This is a genomic window from Oricola sp., from assembly GCF_965230365.1.
Lineage (GTDB): Bacteria > Pseudomonadota > Alphaproteobacteria > Rhizobiales > Rhizobiaceae > Oricola.
Window position 1 is genome coordinate 2,758,546 of record NZ_OZ246003.1, and the last position, 14,465, is coordinate 2,773,010.

17 protein-coding genes are annotated in these 14,465 nt (G+C 60.6%); 2 read left to right on the plus strand and 15 right to left on the minus strand.

Features of this window, described 5'->3' with window-relative positions; translation table 11 throughout:
- Positions 1-2: 2 nt before the first annotated feature.
- The 11 genes from ACO06R_RS13335 to ACO06R_RS13385 form a co-directional block, all read right to left on the minus strand.
- Positions 3-131, minus strand: coding sequence for a hypothetical protein (locus tag ACO06R_RS13335; RefSeq protein ID WP_421850685.1), 129 nt, complete (start codon positions 129-131; stop codon positions 3-5).
- A gap of 129 nt (positions 132-260) precedes the next feature.
- Positions 261-644, minus strand: coding sequence for a Fe-S cluster assembly scaffold SufA (gene sufA / locus ACO06R_RS13340; protein WP_421850688.1), 384 nt, complete (start codon positions 642-644; stop codon positions 261-263).
- Positions 645-711: 67 nt separating this feature from the next.
- Complete coding sequence (locus ACO06R_RS13345; RefSeq protein WP_421850691.1) at positions 712-1,179, minus strand: SUF system Fe-S cluster assembly protein; 468 nt, start codon at positions 1,177-1,179, stop codon at positions 712-714.
- Entirely contained in the window at positions 1,124-2,359 is a 1,236-nt protein-coding gene (locus ACO06R_RS13350) for a cysteine desulfurase (protein ID WP_421850693.1), read from the minus strand. Before ACO06R_RS13350 ends, ACO06R_RS13345 begins: the two co-directional genes overlap by 56 nt.
- A 2-nt stretch (positions 2,360-2,361) precedes the next feature.
- Positions 2,362-3,633: a Fe-S cluster assembly protein SufD gene (gene sufD, locus ACO06R_RS13355; protein ID WP_421850696.1), complete on the minus strand. Its 1,272-nt coding sequence runs from the start codon at positions 3,631-3,633 to the stop codon at positions 2,362-2,364.
- An 18-nt stretch (positions 3,634-3,651) separates the two neighbouring features.
- Positions 3,652-4,407: a Fe-S cluster assembly ATPase SufC gene (gene sufC, locus ACO06R_RS13360; RefSeq protein WP_421850699.1), complete on the minus strand. Its 756-nt coding sequence runs from the start codon at positions 4,405-4,407 to the stop codon at positions 3,652-3,654.
- A gap of 13 nt (positions 4,408-4,420) precedes the next feature.
- Positions 4,421-4,741, minus strand: a complete 321-nt coding sequence (locus ACO06R_RS13365) for an antibiotic biosynthesis monooxygenase family protein (protein ID WP_421850703.1) — start codon at positions 4,739-4,741, stop codon at positions 4,421-4,423.
- Positions 4,742-4,785: 44 nt separating this feature from the next.
- Positions 4,786-4,953 carry a hypothetical protein gene (locus ACO06R_RS13370; protein WP_421850706.1) on the minus strand — a complete coding sequence of 56 codons (168 nt, stop codon included), beginning with the start codon at positions 4,951-4,953 and terminating at the stop codon, positions 4,786-4,788.
- 1 nt (position 4,954) lies between these two features.
- Entirely contained in the window at positions 4,955-5,449 is a 495-nt protein-coding gene (locus ACO06R_RS13375) for a cupin domain-containing protein (RefSeq protein WP_421850709.1), read from the minus strand.
- Complete coding sequence (sufB, locus tag ACO06R_RS13380) at positions 5,449-6,918, minus strand: Fe-S cluster assembly protein SufB (RefSeq protein WP_421850711.1); 1,470 nt, start codon at positions 6,916-6,918, stop codon at positions 5,449-5,451. Before sufB ends, ACO06R_RS13375 begins: the two co-directional genes overlap by 1 nt.
- Before the next feature lie 125 nt (positions 6,919-7,043).
- Positions 7,044-8,219 (minus strand): cysteine desulfurase family protein, encoded by a 1,176-nt coding sequence (locus ACO06R_RS13385; protein ID WP_421859403.1) that lies wholly within the window; start codon positions 8,217-8,219, stop codon positions 7,044-7,046.
- A gap of 192 nt (positions 8,220-8,411) precedes the next feature.
- Here ACO06R_RS13385 and ACO06R_RS13390 point away from each other — a divergent pair, with 192 nt between their 5' ends.
- Positions 8,412-9,086, plus strand: a complete 675-nt coding sequence (locus tag ACO06R_RS13390; protein ID WP_421850714.1) for an alpha/beta hydrolase — start codon at positions 8,412-8,414, stop codon at positions 9,084-9,086.
- A 20-nt stretch (positions 9,087-9,106) separates the two neighbouring features.
- On the opposite strand, the gene ACO06R_RS13395 is transcribed toward ACO06R_RS13390, so the two are convergent.
- The 4 genes from ACO06R_RS13395 to ACO06R_RS13410 form a co-directional block, all read right to left on the minus strand.
- The gene (locus tag ACO06R_RS13395) at positions 9,107-10,744 is read right to left on the minus strand and encodes an ArnT family glycosyltransferase (protein WP_421850718.1); all 1,638 of its coding nucleotides are present in this window, start codon (positions 10,742-10,744) and stop codon (positions 9,107-9,109) included.
- A 31-nt stretch (positions 10,745-10,775) separates the two neighbouring features.
- Positions 10,776-11,096, minus strand: coding sequence for a lipid-A-disaccharide synthase N-terminal domain-containing protein (locus ACO06R_RS13400; RefSeq protein WP_421850722.1), 321 nt, complete (start codon positions 11,094-11,096; stop codon positions 10,776-10,778).
- Between the two features lie 4 nt (positions 11,097-11,100).
- On the minus strand, positions 11,101-11,835 hold the full coding sequence (locus ACO06R_RS13405) for a glycosyltransferase family 2 protein (RefSeq protein ID WP_421850725.1): 735 nt from the start codon (positions 11,833-11,835) through the stop codon (positions 11,101-11,103).
- Positions 11,836-11,991: 156 nt separating this feature from the next.
- A complete protein-coding gene (locus ACO06R_RS13410; protein ID WP_421850728.1) occupies positions 11,992-13,116 on the minus strand; it encodes an anhydro-N-acetylmuramic acid kinase in 1,125 nt (374 codons plus the stop codon).
- A gap of 96 nt (positions 13,117-13,212) precedes the next feature.
- Between ACO06R_RS13410 and tyrS the strand changes: the two genes are divergently transcribed.
- Positions 13,213-14,463, plus strand: coding sequence for a tyrosine--tRNA ligase (tyrS, locus tag ACO06R_RS13415; protein ID WP_421850731.1), 1,251 nt, complete (start codon positions 13,213-13,215; stop codon positions 14,461-14,463).
- The last annotated feature ends 2 nt before the right edge of the window (positions 14,464-14,465 follow it).

Consider the following 14,465-nt stretch of genomic DNA (forward strand, 5'->3'; position numbering starts at 1 on the left):
ACCTAGGCAGACAACAGCACGCCGAACATCGAAACCATCGCAATCGCCATTGCGACAGCCAGTCCGCGGCTGATCATGTGGTTGGGTGCGTTCTCGCCGCCACGGGCATCATTCGTTGTAATTACAACCATCTCAATCTCCTCGATCAGGGGCCGCCAACGCGGGGCCCGTGCCAAAGAGATGTGACTGGCGATGACCGAGCGCCAATCAACGCATCTCACATCGCTGAGATCACTCTGTGAGAACTGCTGAAGAACCGATCAGGCCGCGCCGCGCGCCTCTGCCAGTTGCTTCAGGTCGGCCGGGGTGAGTTCCACGGATTCGCCGCAGCCGCAGGCCGACGACTGGTTGGGATTGTTGAACACAAATCCGGTACGCAGTTTCGTGACCTCGAAGTCCATTTCAGTTCCGAGAAGGTAGAGCATCGCCGCCGGGTCGACCCAAAGATGCGCACCTTCATGCTCGATATGATCGTCTTTCGGATCGGCGTCGGTCACCAGATCGACCGTGTATTCCATACCGGCACAGCCGCCCTTCTTGATACCGACACGCAGACCCTTGGCATTTTCGCCCGCCTTGCTGGCGACGATATCCCTGATGCGCCCGGCAGCGGCATCGGTCATGGTCATGATCGCAAGAGACATGGATCGCTCCCGTTACTGGTAATTGCCGAATCTAGTGTGGCAAACCGTTTCGCACAACAGCCGTGGCTCAGTACCAACCAACCGCGATCTGCGCTTCTTCCGACATCCGGTCCGGCGTCCAGGGCGGATCGAAGACCATCGACACCTCGACATCCATGACGCCTTCAACCGTCCGCACCGCATTCTCCACCCAGCCCGGCATCTCGCCGGCCACCGGACACCCCGGCGCGGTCAATGTCATCTCGACCTTGACCGAACGGTCATCCTCGATATCGACCTTGTAGATCAGGCCGAGTTCGTAGATGTCGGCCGGGATTTCCGGATCGTAGACGGTCTTCAGCGCGGCAACGATGTCATCGGTCAACCGGGCCAGCTCGTCGCGCGGTATTGCGGAATCGGCGCTGCCGCCGATGTCGGTCGCGGAGATCTCTGGGGCTTCGTCCTGCTTGATCTGTTCGTCCATCATTCCGGTCTCTCCTTCATCCGAAGAAGCTGCGCGCCTTTTCCAGCGCTTCGGCGAGCTTGTCCACCTCATCGCGGGTATTATACATGCCGAACGACGCTCTGCACGTAGAGGTCGCGCCAAACCGCGTCAACAACGGCTGCGCGCAATGCGTGCCCGCCCGCACAGCGATGCCGGAACGGTCGATCAGCATCGATACGTCATGCGCATGAATTCCTTCGAGTTCGAAGGACACGATGGCGCCCTTGTCCGGCGCGTTGCCGATGATCCGCAGCGAATTGATGCGCCCGAGCTGCTCATGCGCATAGGCCCGCAACGCGGCCTCGTGGGCGGCAATCGCGTCGCGTCCCACATGCTCTATATAGTCCAGCGCGTGGCCAAGGCCGATCGCCTGAACGATCGGCGGGGTTCCGGCCTCAAAGCGATGCGGCGGGTCGTTGTAGGTGACACCGTCCAGCGTCACCTCCTCGATCATCTCGCCCCCGCCCTGGAACGGACGCATCTGCTTCAGGCGCTCGTTCTTGCCGTAGAGTACGCCGATCCCCGATGGGCCGTAGACCTTGTGACCGGTAAATACGTACCAGTCGCAATCGAGCTCCTGGACGTCGACCGGCATGTGCACGGCGCCCTGGCTGCCGTCGACCAGCACCGGAATGTCGCGTTCATGGGCAATACGGCAGATTTCCTTGATCGGTACGACCGTGCCGAGGACGTTCGACATATGGGTGACAGCGACCAGCTTTGTCCGCTCGCTCAACCGCGCTTCGAAGGCCTGCAGATCGAACACGCCGTCGTCGTCGACCGGAACCCAGACGAGCTTCGCGCCCTGCCGTTCACGAATAAAATGCCAGGGCACGATGTTGGAGTGGTGCTCCATGATCGTCAGGACGATTTCGTCGCCCTCGCCGATATTCGGCATGCCATAGCCAAAGGCCACGGTGTTGATCGCTTCGGTTGCCGACTTGGTGAACACAATCTCATCGTCGGAACCTGCGTTCAGGAACGAACGCACCTTGCCGCGCGCCGCCTCATAGGCGTCGGTCGCAGCGTTTGACAGGAAGTGCAGGCCGCGGTGAACATTCGCGTATTCGTTCTCATAGGCGTGCTTTACCGCATCGATGACCATGCGCGGTTTTTGCGCGGACGCGCCATTGTCGAGATAGACCAGCGGTTTGCCATACACCTCGCGCGCCAGGATCGGAAAATCCGCCCGGATCGCCTCGACATCATATGCCAGCGTTTTTGCGTCCATGGTCAGCCGTGCGCCTCGAGCCAGTCTTCCAGCCGCGATTCCAGCGCCTCAATCAGCGCTTCGTCGTCCAGTTCCTCGACAATCTCGGCGACGAACGCCTTGATCAGCAGGCCGCGCGCGACCTTTTCCCGAACGCCGCGCGCCATCAGATAGAACAGGTGGTTGCGGTCGATCTCGGCAACCGTCGCGCCATGCGCGCAGACGACGTCATCCGCGAAAATCTCCAGTTCCGGCTTGACGGAGAAACTGGCTTCGTCCGACAGCAGCAGCGTGTTGCAGGCCATCTGTGCGTCGGTCTTCTGTGCGATTTGCGCAACTCTGATCTGACCCTGGAACACGCCCTGCGCCCTGCCGGTCACGACATTGCGCACGGTTTCGGTCGACGTCGTATTCGGCACGAGATGGCCGAGCGACAGCGTTACATCGCAATGGGTTTCGTCGCCGACCAGATTGATCGCGCGGAAGGTCAGATCGGCGCCCTCGCCGGTTGTGTCGGCATTGACCTCCTGACGGACCACCTTGCCCGACAGGTTGATGACAAACAGCGTCAGCCTGGCGTTTTCGCCAAGCGTGATGTTCAATTGTCCGAGATGGGTCGCCAGATCGCCCTGCTCCTGCACCAGGATCCAATGGACATCGGCATTTGCGCGCACGTCGATGTTGGTCACGGCAGTCGCAAACAAGGCGACATCCGGTCCGACATGCCGGTCGAACACGGTAACGCGCGCACCGGCGCCGATGGTCACCGCATTTCGCCCGTGAACCTGTCCGCCGCCATGCAAGGCCTGCAGTTCGAGCGGTTCTCCGATTTGTGCGCCATCCGCGATCGACAGCAGAAATCCGTCCGTCAGAAACGATGAATTCAGCATCCCGATCGCGTCGTGGACCCCGTGATCGCCAATCGACACGCCGGAGATATCGGCACGCAAGGCATCTGCCATCGATGTCGCGTTAACACCGTCAACATTGGCGAATTGCGCAACCTTGCCATTCTTGACGACAAAGCACTTGGCGCTGGGCAAGAGGCCCTCGGCATCTTCTGCGTGCGCCGCATGGTCGATCGCCGGCACGTTGACGAGAAGACGGCGCAAATCGGTGTAGTGCCACGCCTCCGCGCGACGTGTTGGCAATCCCGCGTCCTTGAGCGCCTGGATGGAACGGTCTCGTCTGCCGACCACATCCGCATTGCCGGGCAGCCATCCCGACAGTTCGGTGAACTGTTCGACGAGCGAGGTTTCAGCCGCGGTCAGCGGCAGACTGGACTGAAGGGTCATTCAGATCGTTCCTTCGCCTCAAGCCGCTTCGTTGACGATGCTTGCGTAGCCGTTGGCCTCAAGCTCAAGCGCCAGCGACTTGTCGCCGGTTTTGACGATGCGGCCCTTGGATAGGACATGGACTGTGTCCGGCACGATGTAGTCGAGCAGACGCTGATAGTGGGTGATCACCACGGTTGCACGGTCAGGTGCGCGCAGCGAGTTCACACCGTCGGCCACGATTTTCAACGCATCGATGTCGAGGCCGGAATCGGTCTCGTCGAGGACGCAGAGTTTCGGTGCCAAAAGCTTCATTTGCAGGATTTCCGCGCGCTTCTTCTCACCGCCCGAGAAACCGACATTCAGTGGTCGCTTCAGCATCTCCATCGAGATGTCGAGGCTACCGGCCGCCTCGCGCACCAGACGGATGAAGTCGGGCGTAGTCAACTCAGCTTCGCCGCGCGCCTTGCGCTGCTCATTCATGGCGACTTTCAGGAACTGCATGGTCGCCACACCGGGGATTTCTACCGGGTACTGGAAGGCGAGAAACAGGCCGGCGGCGGCGCGCTCGGCCGGATCCATCTCCAGGACGCTTTCGCCATTGTAGAGAATGTCGCCGCTGGTGACTTCGTAGTCATCACGGCCGGCAAGGATGTAGGACAAGGTCGACTTGCCCGATCCGTTCGGCCCCATGATCGCAGCGACCTCGCCGGGTTTTACCGTCAGGTTCAGGCCGCGGATGATCTCTGTGCCGTCCTCGGCGATCCGCGCGTGCAAGTCTTTGATTTCCAACATTTCCTGTCTACCCCTAGTTCTGCGTCCGGCTTTCGCGGACGTCGTAATGCTGTGAGATTTCGTCGAAGCGCTTCAACACCTCGCGTGCCGCGTCAGGCACGTAGCACCGCTCGTAGTCCTCGCCGACAAACGCCTTGACCGCATCGATCGAGTCGAAATCCATGATCGTGATGAACTCGACCTCGTCGCCGAGCGGCCGGCGCAGAACGTCGATCTTTCTGAAGCCGGGAATGTTCTTGCCTTCGATGCCGGTGATAACCTCGCTCTTCAGGAGCGCCTCGTAGCGATCCGCATTTTCCGGCGTCGTGTAGCCATGCCAGATTCGCTTGATCATGAATCGCCGCCTTTCCCGATTATACGTTTCGCTTCGTCGCCGGATCAGATGCCAAACAGCATCTTGAGATAAGGCAGCGCGATTGCCGCGACGATGCCGACGATCGCGCCGACGATGATCCGCCGAAGCCGCTGCTGGAAGATCGCCACGAATGCGCTGAGCGCGCCGCAGACGATGGCGTAGAATGTCATGTTGACCAGGTCGAATGTCATCTCATTCCTCTCCGTCGAAGTAATCCAGGCTGTCCCTGGTCCGGCCAATAGAACGGACACCGCCGCTCATGGTCGACCAGTCGAAGCGACTGATTACCGCAAATTTGTCGGAATCGGGGTATTCGACGACTTCAGTTTCCGCAACGGTCGAAACACCCAGATATTTCAGCGGAACGCTTCCGGTGTTGCGGATCTGGTGTGCGGTCTCCGACCCGCCGGTCGGCGCGGCGCAGACATCGCCGGCCTTCACCGGATAGCTCTCGTCGCCGAAGCGGTAGGTGCCCTCGCCTTCAAGAATGATGAACAGCTCGTGGATCTGGTGGTGGGCATGGCGCGGAAACGCTTTTCTGCCGGGCTGGACGACATGCAGCATGCAACCGAGACCGGTCGAGCCGATCTGCGGGCCGAATGAACTGATCTCGGCCTCAAACGACGCGCCATTGCCGCGTTTGACGAGATCGAGATCGTCCAGATTGATGACGGGTTTGCCGGCCATTAGCCAACACTTCCCTCCAGCGAGATGCCGATCAGCTTCTGCGCCTCGACGGCGAATTCCATCGGCAGTTCCTGGATCACTTCCTTGACGAAGCCGTTGACGATCAGCGCGATCGCCTCTTCCTCGGGAATGCCGCGCTGCAGGCAGTAGAACAACTGATCCTCGGAGATCTTCGAGGTGGTCGCCTCGTGTTCGAACTGTGCTGTCGCGTTGTTGGCCTCGATATAGGGCACGGTGTGGGCGCCACAGTCATTGCCGATCAGAAGCGAGTCGCACTGGGTGAAGTTGCGCGCATTCGCCGCCTTGCGGTGCGCTGAAACGCGGCCGCGATAGGTGTTGTTGGAGCGACCGGCCGAGATGCCCTTGGAGATGATCCGGCTCGATGTGTTTTTGCCGAGATGGATCATCTTGGTGCCGCTGTCGACCTGCTGGGCGCCGTTGGACACGGCAATCGAGTAGAACTCGCCGCGGCTGCCATCGCCGCGCAGGATGCAGGACGGGTATTTCCAGGTGATGGCCGAACCGGTCTCAACCTGGGTCCAGGAGATCTTGGAGTTCGCGCCTCGGCAGTCGCCACGCTTGGTGACGAAGTTGTAGATGCCGCCCTTGCCTTCGGCGTCGCCCGGGTACCAGTTCTGGACGGTCGAATATTTGATCTCGGCGTCGTCCATCGCGACCAGTTCGACCACAGCGGCATGCAACTGGTTTTCGTCGCGCTGCGGCGCGGTGCAGCCCTCCAAATAGGAGACATATGCGCCTTCCTCCGCAACGATCAGGGTGCGTTCGAACTGGCCGGTATTCTTCTCGTTGATGCGGAAATAGGTCGACAGTTCCATCGGGCAGCGCACGCCCTTGGGTACGTAGACGAACGACCCGTCGGTGAAGACAGCGGAGTTCAGCGCGGCGTAGTAGTTGTCGGTTACCGGCACCACGGACGCGAGATGCTTGCGCACGAGGTCAGGATACTCGCGGATCGCTTCCGAAATCGACATGAAGATCACGCCGGCCTTGGCGAGTTCTTCCTTGAAGGTCGTGACGACCGAAACGGAATCGAAGACGGCGTCGACCGCCACCTTGCGTTCCTTGACGCCTGCCAGGATTTCCTGCTCAGCCAGCGGGATACCCAGCTTCTCATAGGTGCGCAACAGTTCGGGATCGACCTCATCGATCGTCTTCGGCGACTCCGCCGATTTCGGCGCGGCGTAGTAGTAAATGTCGTTGAAATCGATCTTCGGATAGTCGACGCGCGCCCAGGTCGGCTCGTCCATCGCAAGCCAGCGGCGATAGGCATCGAGACGCCACTCCAGCATCCATTCCGGTTCGTGCTTCTTGGCGGAGATCAGCCGGATTATGTCTTCGTTCAAACCCTTCGGGGCCTTCTCGGTCTCGATGACCGTCTCGAATCCATACTTGTACTGGTCGACATCGATCTTGCGGACCTGATCTATCGTTTCCTGTACAGCCGGCATTGTCGTCTCCGTTCACACTTCCCAACAGCGCGCTTTACGTCGCCACATAGGCCTTAGACCAATTTTGAAAAGTTCTAAAGTGAAAAATATGACATTTAGACATATGTTTTATGCAGGGGCACATATCAAGCCCGCTTGAGCCTTTTTTCGCCCCTTGAACGCGCAACGATCTTCGACGACGCAGCCTCGAATTCCGAATACGCGCTCTCGGGCGTCGAAAGCCCGAATGAGACACGTATGGCGCCGTCCTCACTCTCGGTTCCCATCGCCTTCAGGACATGGCTTGGCCCAACCTTTCCAGATGAGCAGGCCGATCCCGCCGAGACCGCGATACCCGCCAGATCGAATGCAATCTGCGCCGTCTCCGCCTTGATACCGGGAATGGAAAAGAAGGTTGTGTTGGCAAGCCGCGGCGCCGTGCGGCCGTGGATCACGGCGTCCGGCGCAAGTTCGAGGATCGCCGCTTCCAACCGGTCGCGCTTTACAGACAGCTCGGCGACACGGGCCTTGCTCCGCGCTGCGACCTCAGCTGCCGCTCCGAATCCGGCGATGGCCTGTACAGCCTCCGTTCCGCCGCGATGCCCGCGTTCCTGTCCACCACCGGCGATCAGCGGCATCGGCATCACCATGTCGGACGCGGCGACGATCGCGCCGGCGCCCTTTGGCCCACCGATCTTGTGCGACGACAAGATCACGAAATCGCCGACATCTTGCGACAGATCGATGTCGACGCGACCGAGCGCCTGAACCGCATCGACAACAAGAATGCCGCCATACTGCTTGACGATCCTTGCGATCTCGGCGACCGGTTGGATGACGCCGGTCTCGTTGTTGGCCCAATGAACGGCCACAAGCGGCGTCCCGGCCAGCCGGACGTGCCGGGACAATGCCTCACCCAGACTGTCCAGATCCAGCAGCCCATTGTCGTGAATGGGCAGGGTAACTGTATCGCCTGTGTCGAAGCGCCCGCCGTTCAGGATACAGGGATGCTCCGCGCCGCACCGGTAAAGCTTGGACACGCGCAGCGGCGAACGGCCGAAAGAATAGGCCGGCGACAGCAGCGTTGACGCCGCTTCCGTTGCGCTCGACGTGAACACGACATGCTCTTGCTTCGTGTTGACCAGTGCGGCCAACGCGCGCCTGGCATTCTGGACGATCGCCTTGGCCTTGCGCCCGTCGGCATGTACGGATGACGGATTGCCCCAAACGTCGAGCGCTTCGACAATCGCGGCGCGCGCTTCGGGCAGCAACGGCGCCGATGCGTTGAAGTCCAGATAATGACGTATGCCGGCATTGGCCATGGCGGTCGAAGTTATCAATTTCCTTGAATTTTGTGCACCAAACCCCTTATGAGAGCGGCTCGCATCCACGAGATGCAACGAGCTTGGAACACATCTAATCTTTGTAATGACGCCATCTATCGCCGTCAACAGACCGCACTGCGCCGACGCTGCGCAGTCACGTCTGGTGCAAAGCCTCTACAGGGAGCACCAATGCCTGAGGTAATCTTTACCGGTCCTGCCGGCCGACTGGAAGGGCGGTACCAGCCGTCGCCCGAAAAGAACGCACCGATTGCGATGGTCCTGCATCCGCATCCGCAGTTCGGCGGAACGATGAACAACCAGATCATCTACAACTTGTTCTACATGTTCCAGAAGCGCGGTTTCACGACCTTGCGCTTCAACTTCCGCGGGATCGGGCGCAGCCAGGGCGAATTCGACCACGGCGCAGGCGAACTGTCCGACGCAGCAGCGGCGCTTGACTGGGTGCAATCGCTGCATCCGGACTCGAAATCATGCTGGATCGCCGGCTATTCGTTCGGCGCGTGGATCGGCATGCAACTTCTGATGCGCCGCCCGGAGATCGAAGGCTTCATCTCGATTGCACCGCAGCCCAACACATACGATTTCGCCTTTCTCGCGCCTTGCCCATCGTCGGGACTGATCATCCATGGATCTGAAGACCGGGTTGCGCCCGCAAGGGACGTTCAGGTCCTAGTCGACAAGCTGCACACCCAGAAGGGCATTCTGATAACCCAGAAGACCGTGGAAGGCGCAAACCACTTTTTCTCCGGGCAGGAAGAAACGCTGCTCGGCGAGTGCGCCGACTATCTCGACGCGCGCATGCGCGGGGAACTCGTTCCCGAAACGGTCAAGCGGATCAAGTAATCGCTCAGCGCCAAGACCCGTCAGTTCGCCACCTTGAACAACTGCATCGCTAGGTCGTGGCCCTTGGAGTAGTTCACGCCTTCGATCTGCGCGACCATTTTCAGGTCATGCCCCGCGGCGGCGGCAAGGTCTCTTAGCGCCACCGACTCGTTGTGGGGGACCAGCGCGAGCGCGCATGCCGGATCCCCAATCAGATGATTGGCTGCGCCTTCCACATTCGTCAGCAAAGTTTCGGTGTCGGTCAAGAAAACCAGGCTTGGCTCGTGAAACCGAACCGAGGCCAGTTGCGTGCTTTCGCAGGAGCTTGCGATTTCGACGGCGGACGCGATGCGCGGTGACATCCAGATTCGGGTCATTGACGGCACGATATCAGCAAATACTATCGCATAGGCAATTGCCGCCGCCCCGAGTGTGTAGGCGATTTCGCGCAGCCGCATGCGCCGAATGGCAAGCGCCCCGAACGTGCCGGCGACGACAATGGCAATCGCGGCGAAGATACTGCTCACGCGAAAACCGTCGCCGAGATAGACCGGCCCAGCCATCGCCCCGAGCGCGAGCACCAAGCTGAGCGCGATCTGTCCGGCAACGGAGAACCACAAGAGCCACCGCTGCCAACGCCGGAGCACTGCCGGCGACAGATCGACCGCGCCCGCAAATGCCCAGCCGACGAGCAGCGCCAATGCCGGATAGACCGGCAACACGTAGTGCGGCAGCTTGGTCGGCAGCATCTCGTAGAGCAGCCAGAACGGGATATACCAGCAGGCAATGAACAGAAGGCGGGGATCGGCGCGAAGATGGTTCAGCGCGGCCAGGCCGGCGGCAAGAAAGAGCGGGCCGAATGGCCAAACGTAAAGGCCGTAGGTGATTGAATAGTAACCGGGCGGCGCTCCATGCGATTCCTGTCCGCTGACCGCCTTGCCCACCAAATCGACACCGACCGATTCCAGCCAGAAAGATCCGCCGCTAATCCAGGTGATGGCAACAAACCATGGAAGCGCGATCGCCGCGGTCACAGCCAGCCCGCGCAAGGGTTTGAGATCCCGAAACCATCCGCGCTCCCTGTCGAAGATCAGAAGAGCCGCGACGGTCAGCGCCGCCAGCAACGGCGTTATGGGGCCCTTGACGAGCACCCCAAGCCCCATCGCCGCCCAAAAAATCCAGACCGTTTCGCGCCGTTGAGGGGCGTCCGACTTGCGCGCCACATAGATCTGCGCAAGCGCGCCCATCGCGAGGGTCGTGAACCCAAGCAGCATGGAGTCCGTCTTGGCGATATGCGCCTCGAAGACAACGCCGAACGTTGCGGACATTGCGAGCGCGGAGATGAATCCGGCCTGAGCGCCGAAGAGCCGCGTACCGGTCCAGGCGACCGCCGCAATCGTGATCAGCGCGCCGAGTGCGGACACCAGTCGATAGACCCACAGCGGGGCATCGGCGCCTTGTCCGCTGAGATGGATCGCCGCCGATTGCGCCCAGTAGATCCCGACCGGCTTCTTGTAGCGAGGGACGTCCTGCAGGCGAATGTCGATATAGTCGCCGGTCTCGATCATCTGCTTGGTCGCCTGGACGTAGCGGCCTTCATCGCGGTCGACCGGCGGCACGGCCCAGATACCGGGCAGCGCGAAGGCCAGCGTCACTACCATAAGGATGAGATAGCGCATTGGGAAATGCCCTGCCCTTGCGAAACTGGCGCTAATCGGTCTCGGCCAGCGCAGCCTTCCGCTCCGAAGCGATCAGCCAGATGTTGCGTATGTATATGAACAGCCCCATCCCCTGACCGGCAATGAACACCGGGTCCTGGCGCTGAATGGCATAGACGAACAACAACGCACCGCCAAACAGCGAGAAGAACCAGAAGGCGACGGGGACGACGCTTCGGCGGGCCCGTTCGGAAGCGATCCACTGGACGAGGAAGCGCATCGTGAAACAGCCTTGCGCAAAGAAACCGAGAACGATCCAGGCGTCGAACTGTTCGACGAAGACCGCATAGAGCCACTCTTGTAGACCTGACAAATGCTTACCCTTGAGTGATTTCTGTGACTTTCGGGACAATCCTGCGGCGGCGACGCAGCCACCAAACACCAAGCAGGTCGAATGTACCCTGCCAGCCGCGATCGAGAATGCCGTAATGGGTGGTGCCATGGAGCCTCGGGCGGTCGATAACGTCCCGGTGTACGACGCCATAGCCTTCCTGAATAACCAGCGCCGGCAAAAACCGGTGGCTGCCTTCGAAGAACGGCAGCTTTCTGAACAGGTGCGTATGAACCGCCTTCAGTCCGCAGGCCGTGTCGCGAGTCTGATCCTTCAGGATGCTGCTTCTGAGGCCATTGGCGAAACGGGAGGCATATTGCTTGGCAACGCTGTCCTTGCGGCGCAATCGCTGGCCGGCTGCGATTCCGGTTCCAGGTCCGGCATCGATCAGCGCGTCGACAAGTGTGATGATGTATTGCGGGTCGTTCTGGCCATCGCCATCGATCGTCGCAACGACCTCACCATGCGCCGCAAACACGCCGGAACGCAGCGCCAGGCTCTTGCCGGTTGACCGGTCGTGGCGAATGTGGCGAACCGGAAACGGGCGCTCTGCCGCCTGCTGCGCCAAGGTATCGGCCGTTTCGTCCGTGGAGCCGTCGTCGACGACAATTACTTCGTAACGGCGATCACCCAAGACATCTCCGATTTCGTCGAAGAGCGGCGGCAAGTTGGCCGCCTCGTTTTTACACGGAATAACGATCGAAATAAGCGGTTCGGTCATGTCGGGGCGCAGTCCTTTGCCCCGTTGCATCAAAAAGTGTTCCGGATCTCGCTTCGGCAAGTACGGCTAATCTGGGGGCCGGCCCGCACTTAAGCGAGCGAGGCAAAATTGGCAAGTAATTGCGCCCGCACGGAGACAACCTACTGCTTTTTTGCCCTATGGATCGGCCCGCAGGCCACCTGTTACTGAAAACATGCAACCAGTCGTGGACGGAAAACTTAGTGACAGTTTCCTGACAGATCGCACAGCGAGAAAGCCCCACGCTTCGGCCTCCATCATGTCGCCACTGAAACCGGCATCGACGGCGGTCACAATGTTGGCTCCCTCGCCCGCCGCCTCGCGCATGGCGTCCATGATCGCGTCGTTGCGCGCACCACCACCCGAAACGATCCATAGCCTCGGCGCTTCGGGCATGTGCTCGGCCGCCTTGAGGATCGAGATCGCGGTCAATCGGACCAGGGTGGCGGCGCCATCGGACAGCTCCATGCCGGCAAGCGGATCGAGCGAAAAATCGCCGCGATCAAGCGACTTCGGTCCGCTGCGCCGGAAAAAGGGCGCGGCGAGATACCGGGACAAGACCCGCTCGTCAACGCTCCCTTCCGCTGAAATACGGCCGCCATCGTCGTACGGAATTCCAGCGTGCTGCTCCACCCATTGGTCAAGCAATGCGTTGCCTGGCCCGCAATCGAACGCAACCGGCGGGCGCCCGGGCGCGATCAGCGTGATGTTGGCGATCCCGCCAATGTTGACGAAGACAACCGGCCCGAAGCCAGGTTCCAGATCACGCGGCAATCCAGCCGCGAGCGCCACATGATAGGCGGGAACCAGAGGCGCGCCCTGCCCGCCATGCAACATGTCGTTGGCGCGCATGTCGTAAACGACCGGAACGCCGGTCAGCTTTGCAAGTTCGCTTCCGTCACCGATCTGGACCGTCAGCGCCCGCTCGGGGCGGTGTAGCAGCGTCTGCCCGTGAAAACCGAGAACGTCGATCGATGCCGAATCGACACCATGTCGGTCGAAAAACGCGCTGACTGCCCTGGCGTGACGTTCTGTCAATTCGCGTTCCACCTCGGCCATCGTTCCGGGGCGCTCGCTCCGGGTCGTCATCTGTGTCGCCGCATCCAGGCACGCCGCAAGCTTTTGCCTGAAACCGGGATCGTAGTCGACCGCAAGCGACGGCCCGCGGGCTCGGATGGTTACGCCGTCTGTTTCGACCAAGGCCACGTCGATGCCATCCATCGACGTCCCGCTCATCAAACCAAGCGCCCGCAGAAAACCCATGGATGTCTGATCCTTGTCGATTCGCCCGCATTAGTGTTAAAGCCGCGCCGCCCGTAAGACCACGGGCGCGATCCCGTTCATGCAGGCCGAGCGCAAATGACCACCTACAAGTCCGATTTCCTCAACGTTCTCAATGAGCGCGATTTCATTCACCAAAGCTCCGATTTCGAAGGCCTCGACGCCTTGGCCGCCAAGCGCGACGTGATCGCTTATGTCGGCTACGACTGCACTGCGCCATCGCTGCATATCGGCAATTTCCTGTCGATGATGATGCTCTACTGGCTGCAGCAGTCGGGCAACAAACCGATCGCGCTGATGGGCGGCGGCACGACCATGGTCGGAGACCCGTCCGGCAAGGACGAAACCCGCGCTATTCGCACTGTCGAGGAAATCGAGGCCAACAAGAACTCCATCAAGGGTGTTTTCGAGAAGGTGCTGCGGTTCGGTGATGGCGCCAACGACGCGATCATGGTCGACAATGCCGACTGGCTGCTGAAGCTCGGTTACATCGAGATGCTGCGCGATGTCGGCCGCCATTTCTCGGTCAACCGCATGCTCACCATGGATTCGGTTCGCCTGCGGCTCGAACGTGAGCAGGAGATGAGCTTCATCGAGTTCAACTACATGGTCTGCCAGTCCTACGACTATGTCGAGCTGGCACGCCGCTATGGTTGCAACCTGCAGATGGGCGGTTCCGACCAGTGGGGCAACATCGTCAACGGGGTCGATCTCGGCCGGCGCATGGGCACGCATCAGCTTTACGCGCTGACGACGCCGCTTCTGACCACCGCCTCCGGCGCGAAGATGGGCAAGACGGCGCAGGGCGCGATCTGGCTCAATGCCGACCAATGCAGCCCCTGGGACTTCTGGCAGTACTGGCGCAATACCGAAGATGCGGATGTCGAGAAATTCCTGAAGCTTTTCACGACGCTGCCGGTCGACGAAATCCGACGGCTTGGTGCGCTCGAAGGGTCGGAGATCAACGAGGCCAAGAAGGTGCTTGCAAACGAGGCGACCGCGCTGCTGCACGGACGCGAAGCCGCCGAACAGGCCGAGGAAACCGCGCGCAAGGCTTTCGAGGAAGGCGCACTTGCCGCAAGCCTTCCCACGGTCGAGCTACCCGCTTCGGAGTTGAATGCCGGTGTCGGCGTGCTGGCGCTCTTCGTTCAGGCCGGCCTGGCGTCGTCAAACGGCGAAATGCGTCGGCACGTGAAAGGCGGCGCGGTGCGGATCAACGACAAGTCCGTCTCGGATGATCGCATGACCGTCGACGATACCGCGCTCGCCGATGGCCTCATCAAGCTGTCGCTTGGCAAGAAGAAGCACGTGCTGGTGAAACCGGTCTGAAA

What these genes read in the sequence shown, in the direction of transcription:
- ACO06R_RS13335 (WP_421850685.1), bottom strand. Translation starts at nt 131, where the DNA reads ATGGTTGTAATTACAACGAATGATGCCCGTGGCGGCGAGAACGCACCC.
- sufA (WP_421850688.1), bottom strand. Translation starts at nt 644, where the DNA reads ATGTCTCTTGCGATCATGACCATGACCGATGCCGCTGCCGGGCGCATC.
- ACO06R_RS13345 (WP_421850691.1), bottom strand. Translation starts at nt 1,179, where the DNA reads ATGAGGTGGACAAGCTCGCCGAAGCGCTGGAAAAGGCGCGCAGCTTCT.
- ACO06R_RS13350 (WP_421850693.1), bottom strand. Translation starts at nt 2,359, where the DNA reads ATGGACGCAAAAACGCTGGCATATGATGTCGAGGCGATCCGGGCGGAT.
- sufD (WP_421850696.1), bottom strand. Translation starts at nt 3,633, where the DNA reads ATGACCCTTCAGTCCAGTCTGCCGCTGACCGCGGCTGAAACCTCGCTC.
- sufC (WP_421850699.1), bottom strand. Translation starts at nt 4,407, where the DNA reads ATGTTGGAAATCAAAGACTTGCACGCGCGGATCGCCGAGGACGGCACA.
- ACO06R_RS13365 (WP_421850703.1), bottom strand. Translation starts at nt 4,741, where the DNA reads ATGATCAAGCGAATCTGGCATGGCTACACGACGCCGGAAAATGCGGAT.
- ACO06R_RS13370 (WP_421850706.1), bottom strand. Translation starts at nt 4,953, where the DNA reads ATGACATTCGACCTGGTCAACATGACATTCTACGCCATCGTCTGCGGC.
- ACO06R_RS13375 (WP_421850709.1), bottom strand. Translation starts at nt 5,449, where the DNA reads ATGGCCGGCAAACCCGTCATCAATCTGGACGATCTCGATCTCGTCAAA.
- sufB (WP_421850711.1), bottom strand. Translation starts at nt 6,918, where the DNA reads ATGCCGGCTGTACAGGAAACGATAGATCAGGTCCGCAAGATCGATGTC.
- ACO06R_RS13385 (WP_421859403.1), bottom strand. Translation starts at nt 8,219, where the DNA reads ATGGCCAATGCCGGCATACGTCATTATCTGGACTTCAACGCATCGGCG.
- ACO06R_RS13390 (WP_421850714.1), top strand. Translation starts at nt 8,412, where the DNA reads ATGCCTGAGGTAATCTTTACCGGTCCTGCCGGCCGACTGGAAGGGCGG.
- ACO06R_RS13395 (WP_421850718.1), bottom strand. Translation starts at nt 10,744, where the DNA reads ATGCGCTATCTCATCCTTATGGTAGTGACGCTGGCCTTCGCGCTGCCC.
- ACO06R_RS13405 (WP_421850725.1), bottom strand. Translation starts at nt 11,835, where the DNA reads ATGACCGAACCGCTTATTTCGATCGTTATTCCGTGTAAAAACGAGGCG.
- ACO06R_RS13410 (WP_421850728.1), bottom strand. Translation starts at nt 13,116, where the DNA reads ATGGGTTTTCTGCGGGCGCTTGGTTTGATGAGCGGGACGTCGATGGAT.
- tyrS (WP_421850731.1), top strand. Translation starts at nt 13,213, where the DNA reads ATGACCACCTACAAGTCCGATTTCCTCAACGTTCTCAATGAGCGCGAT.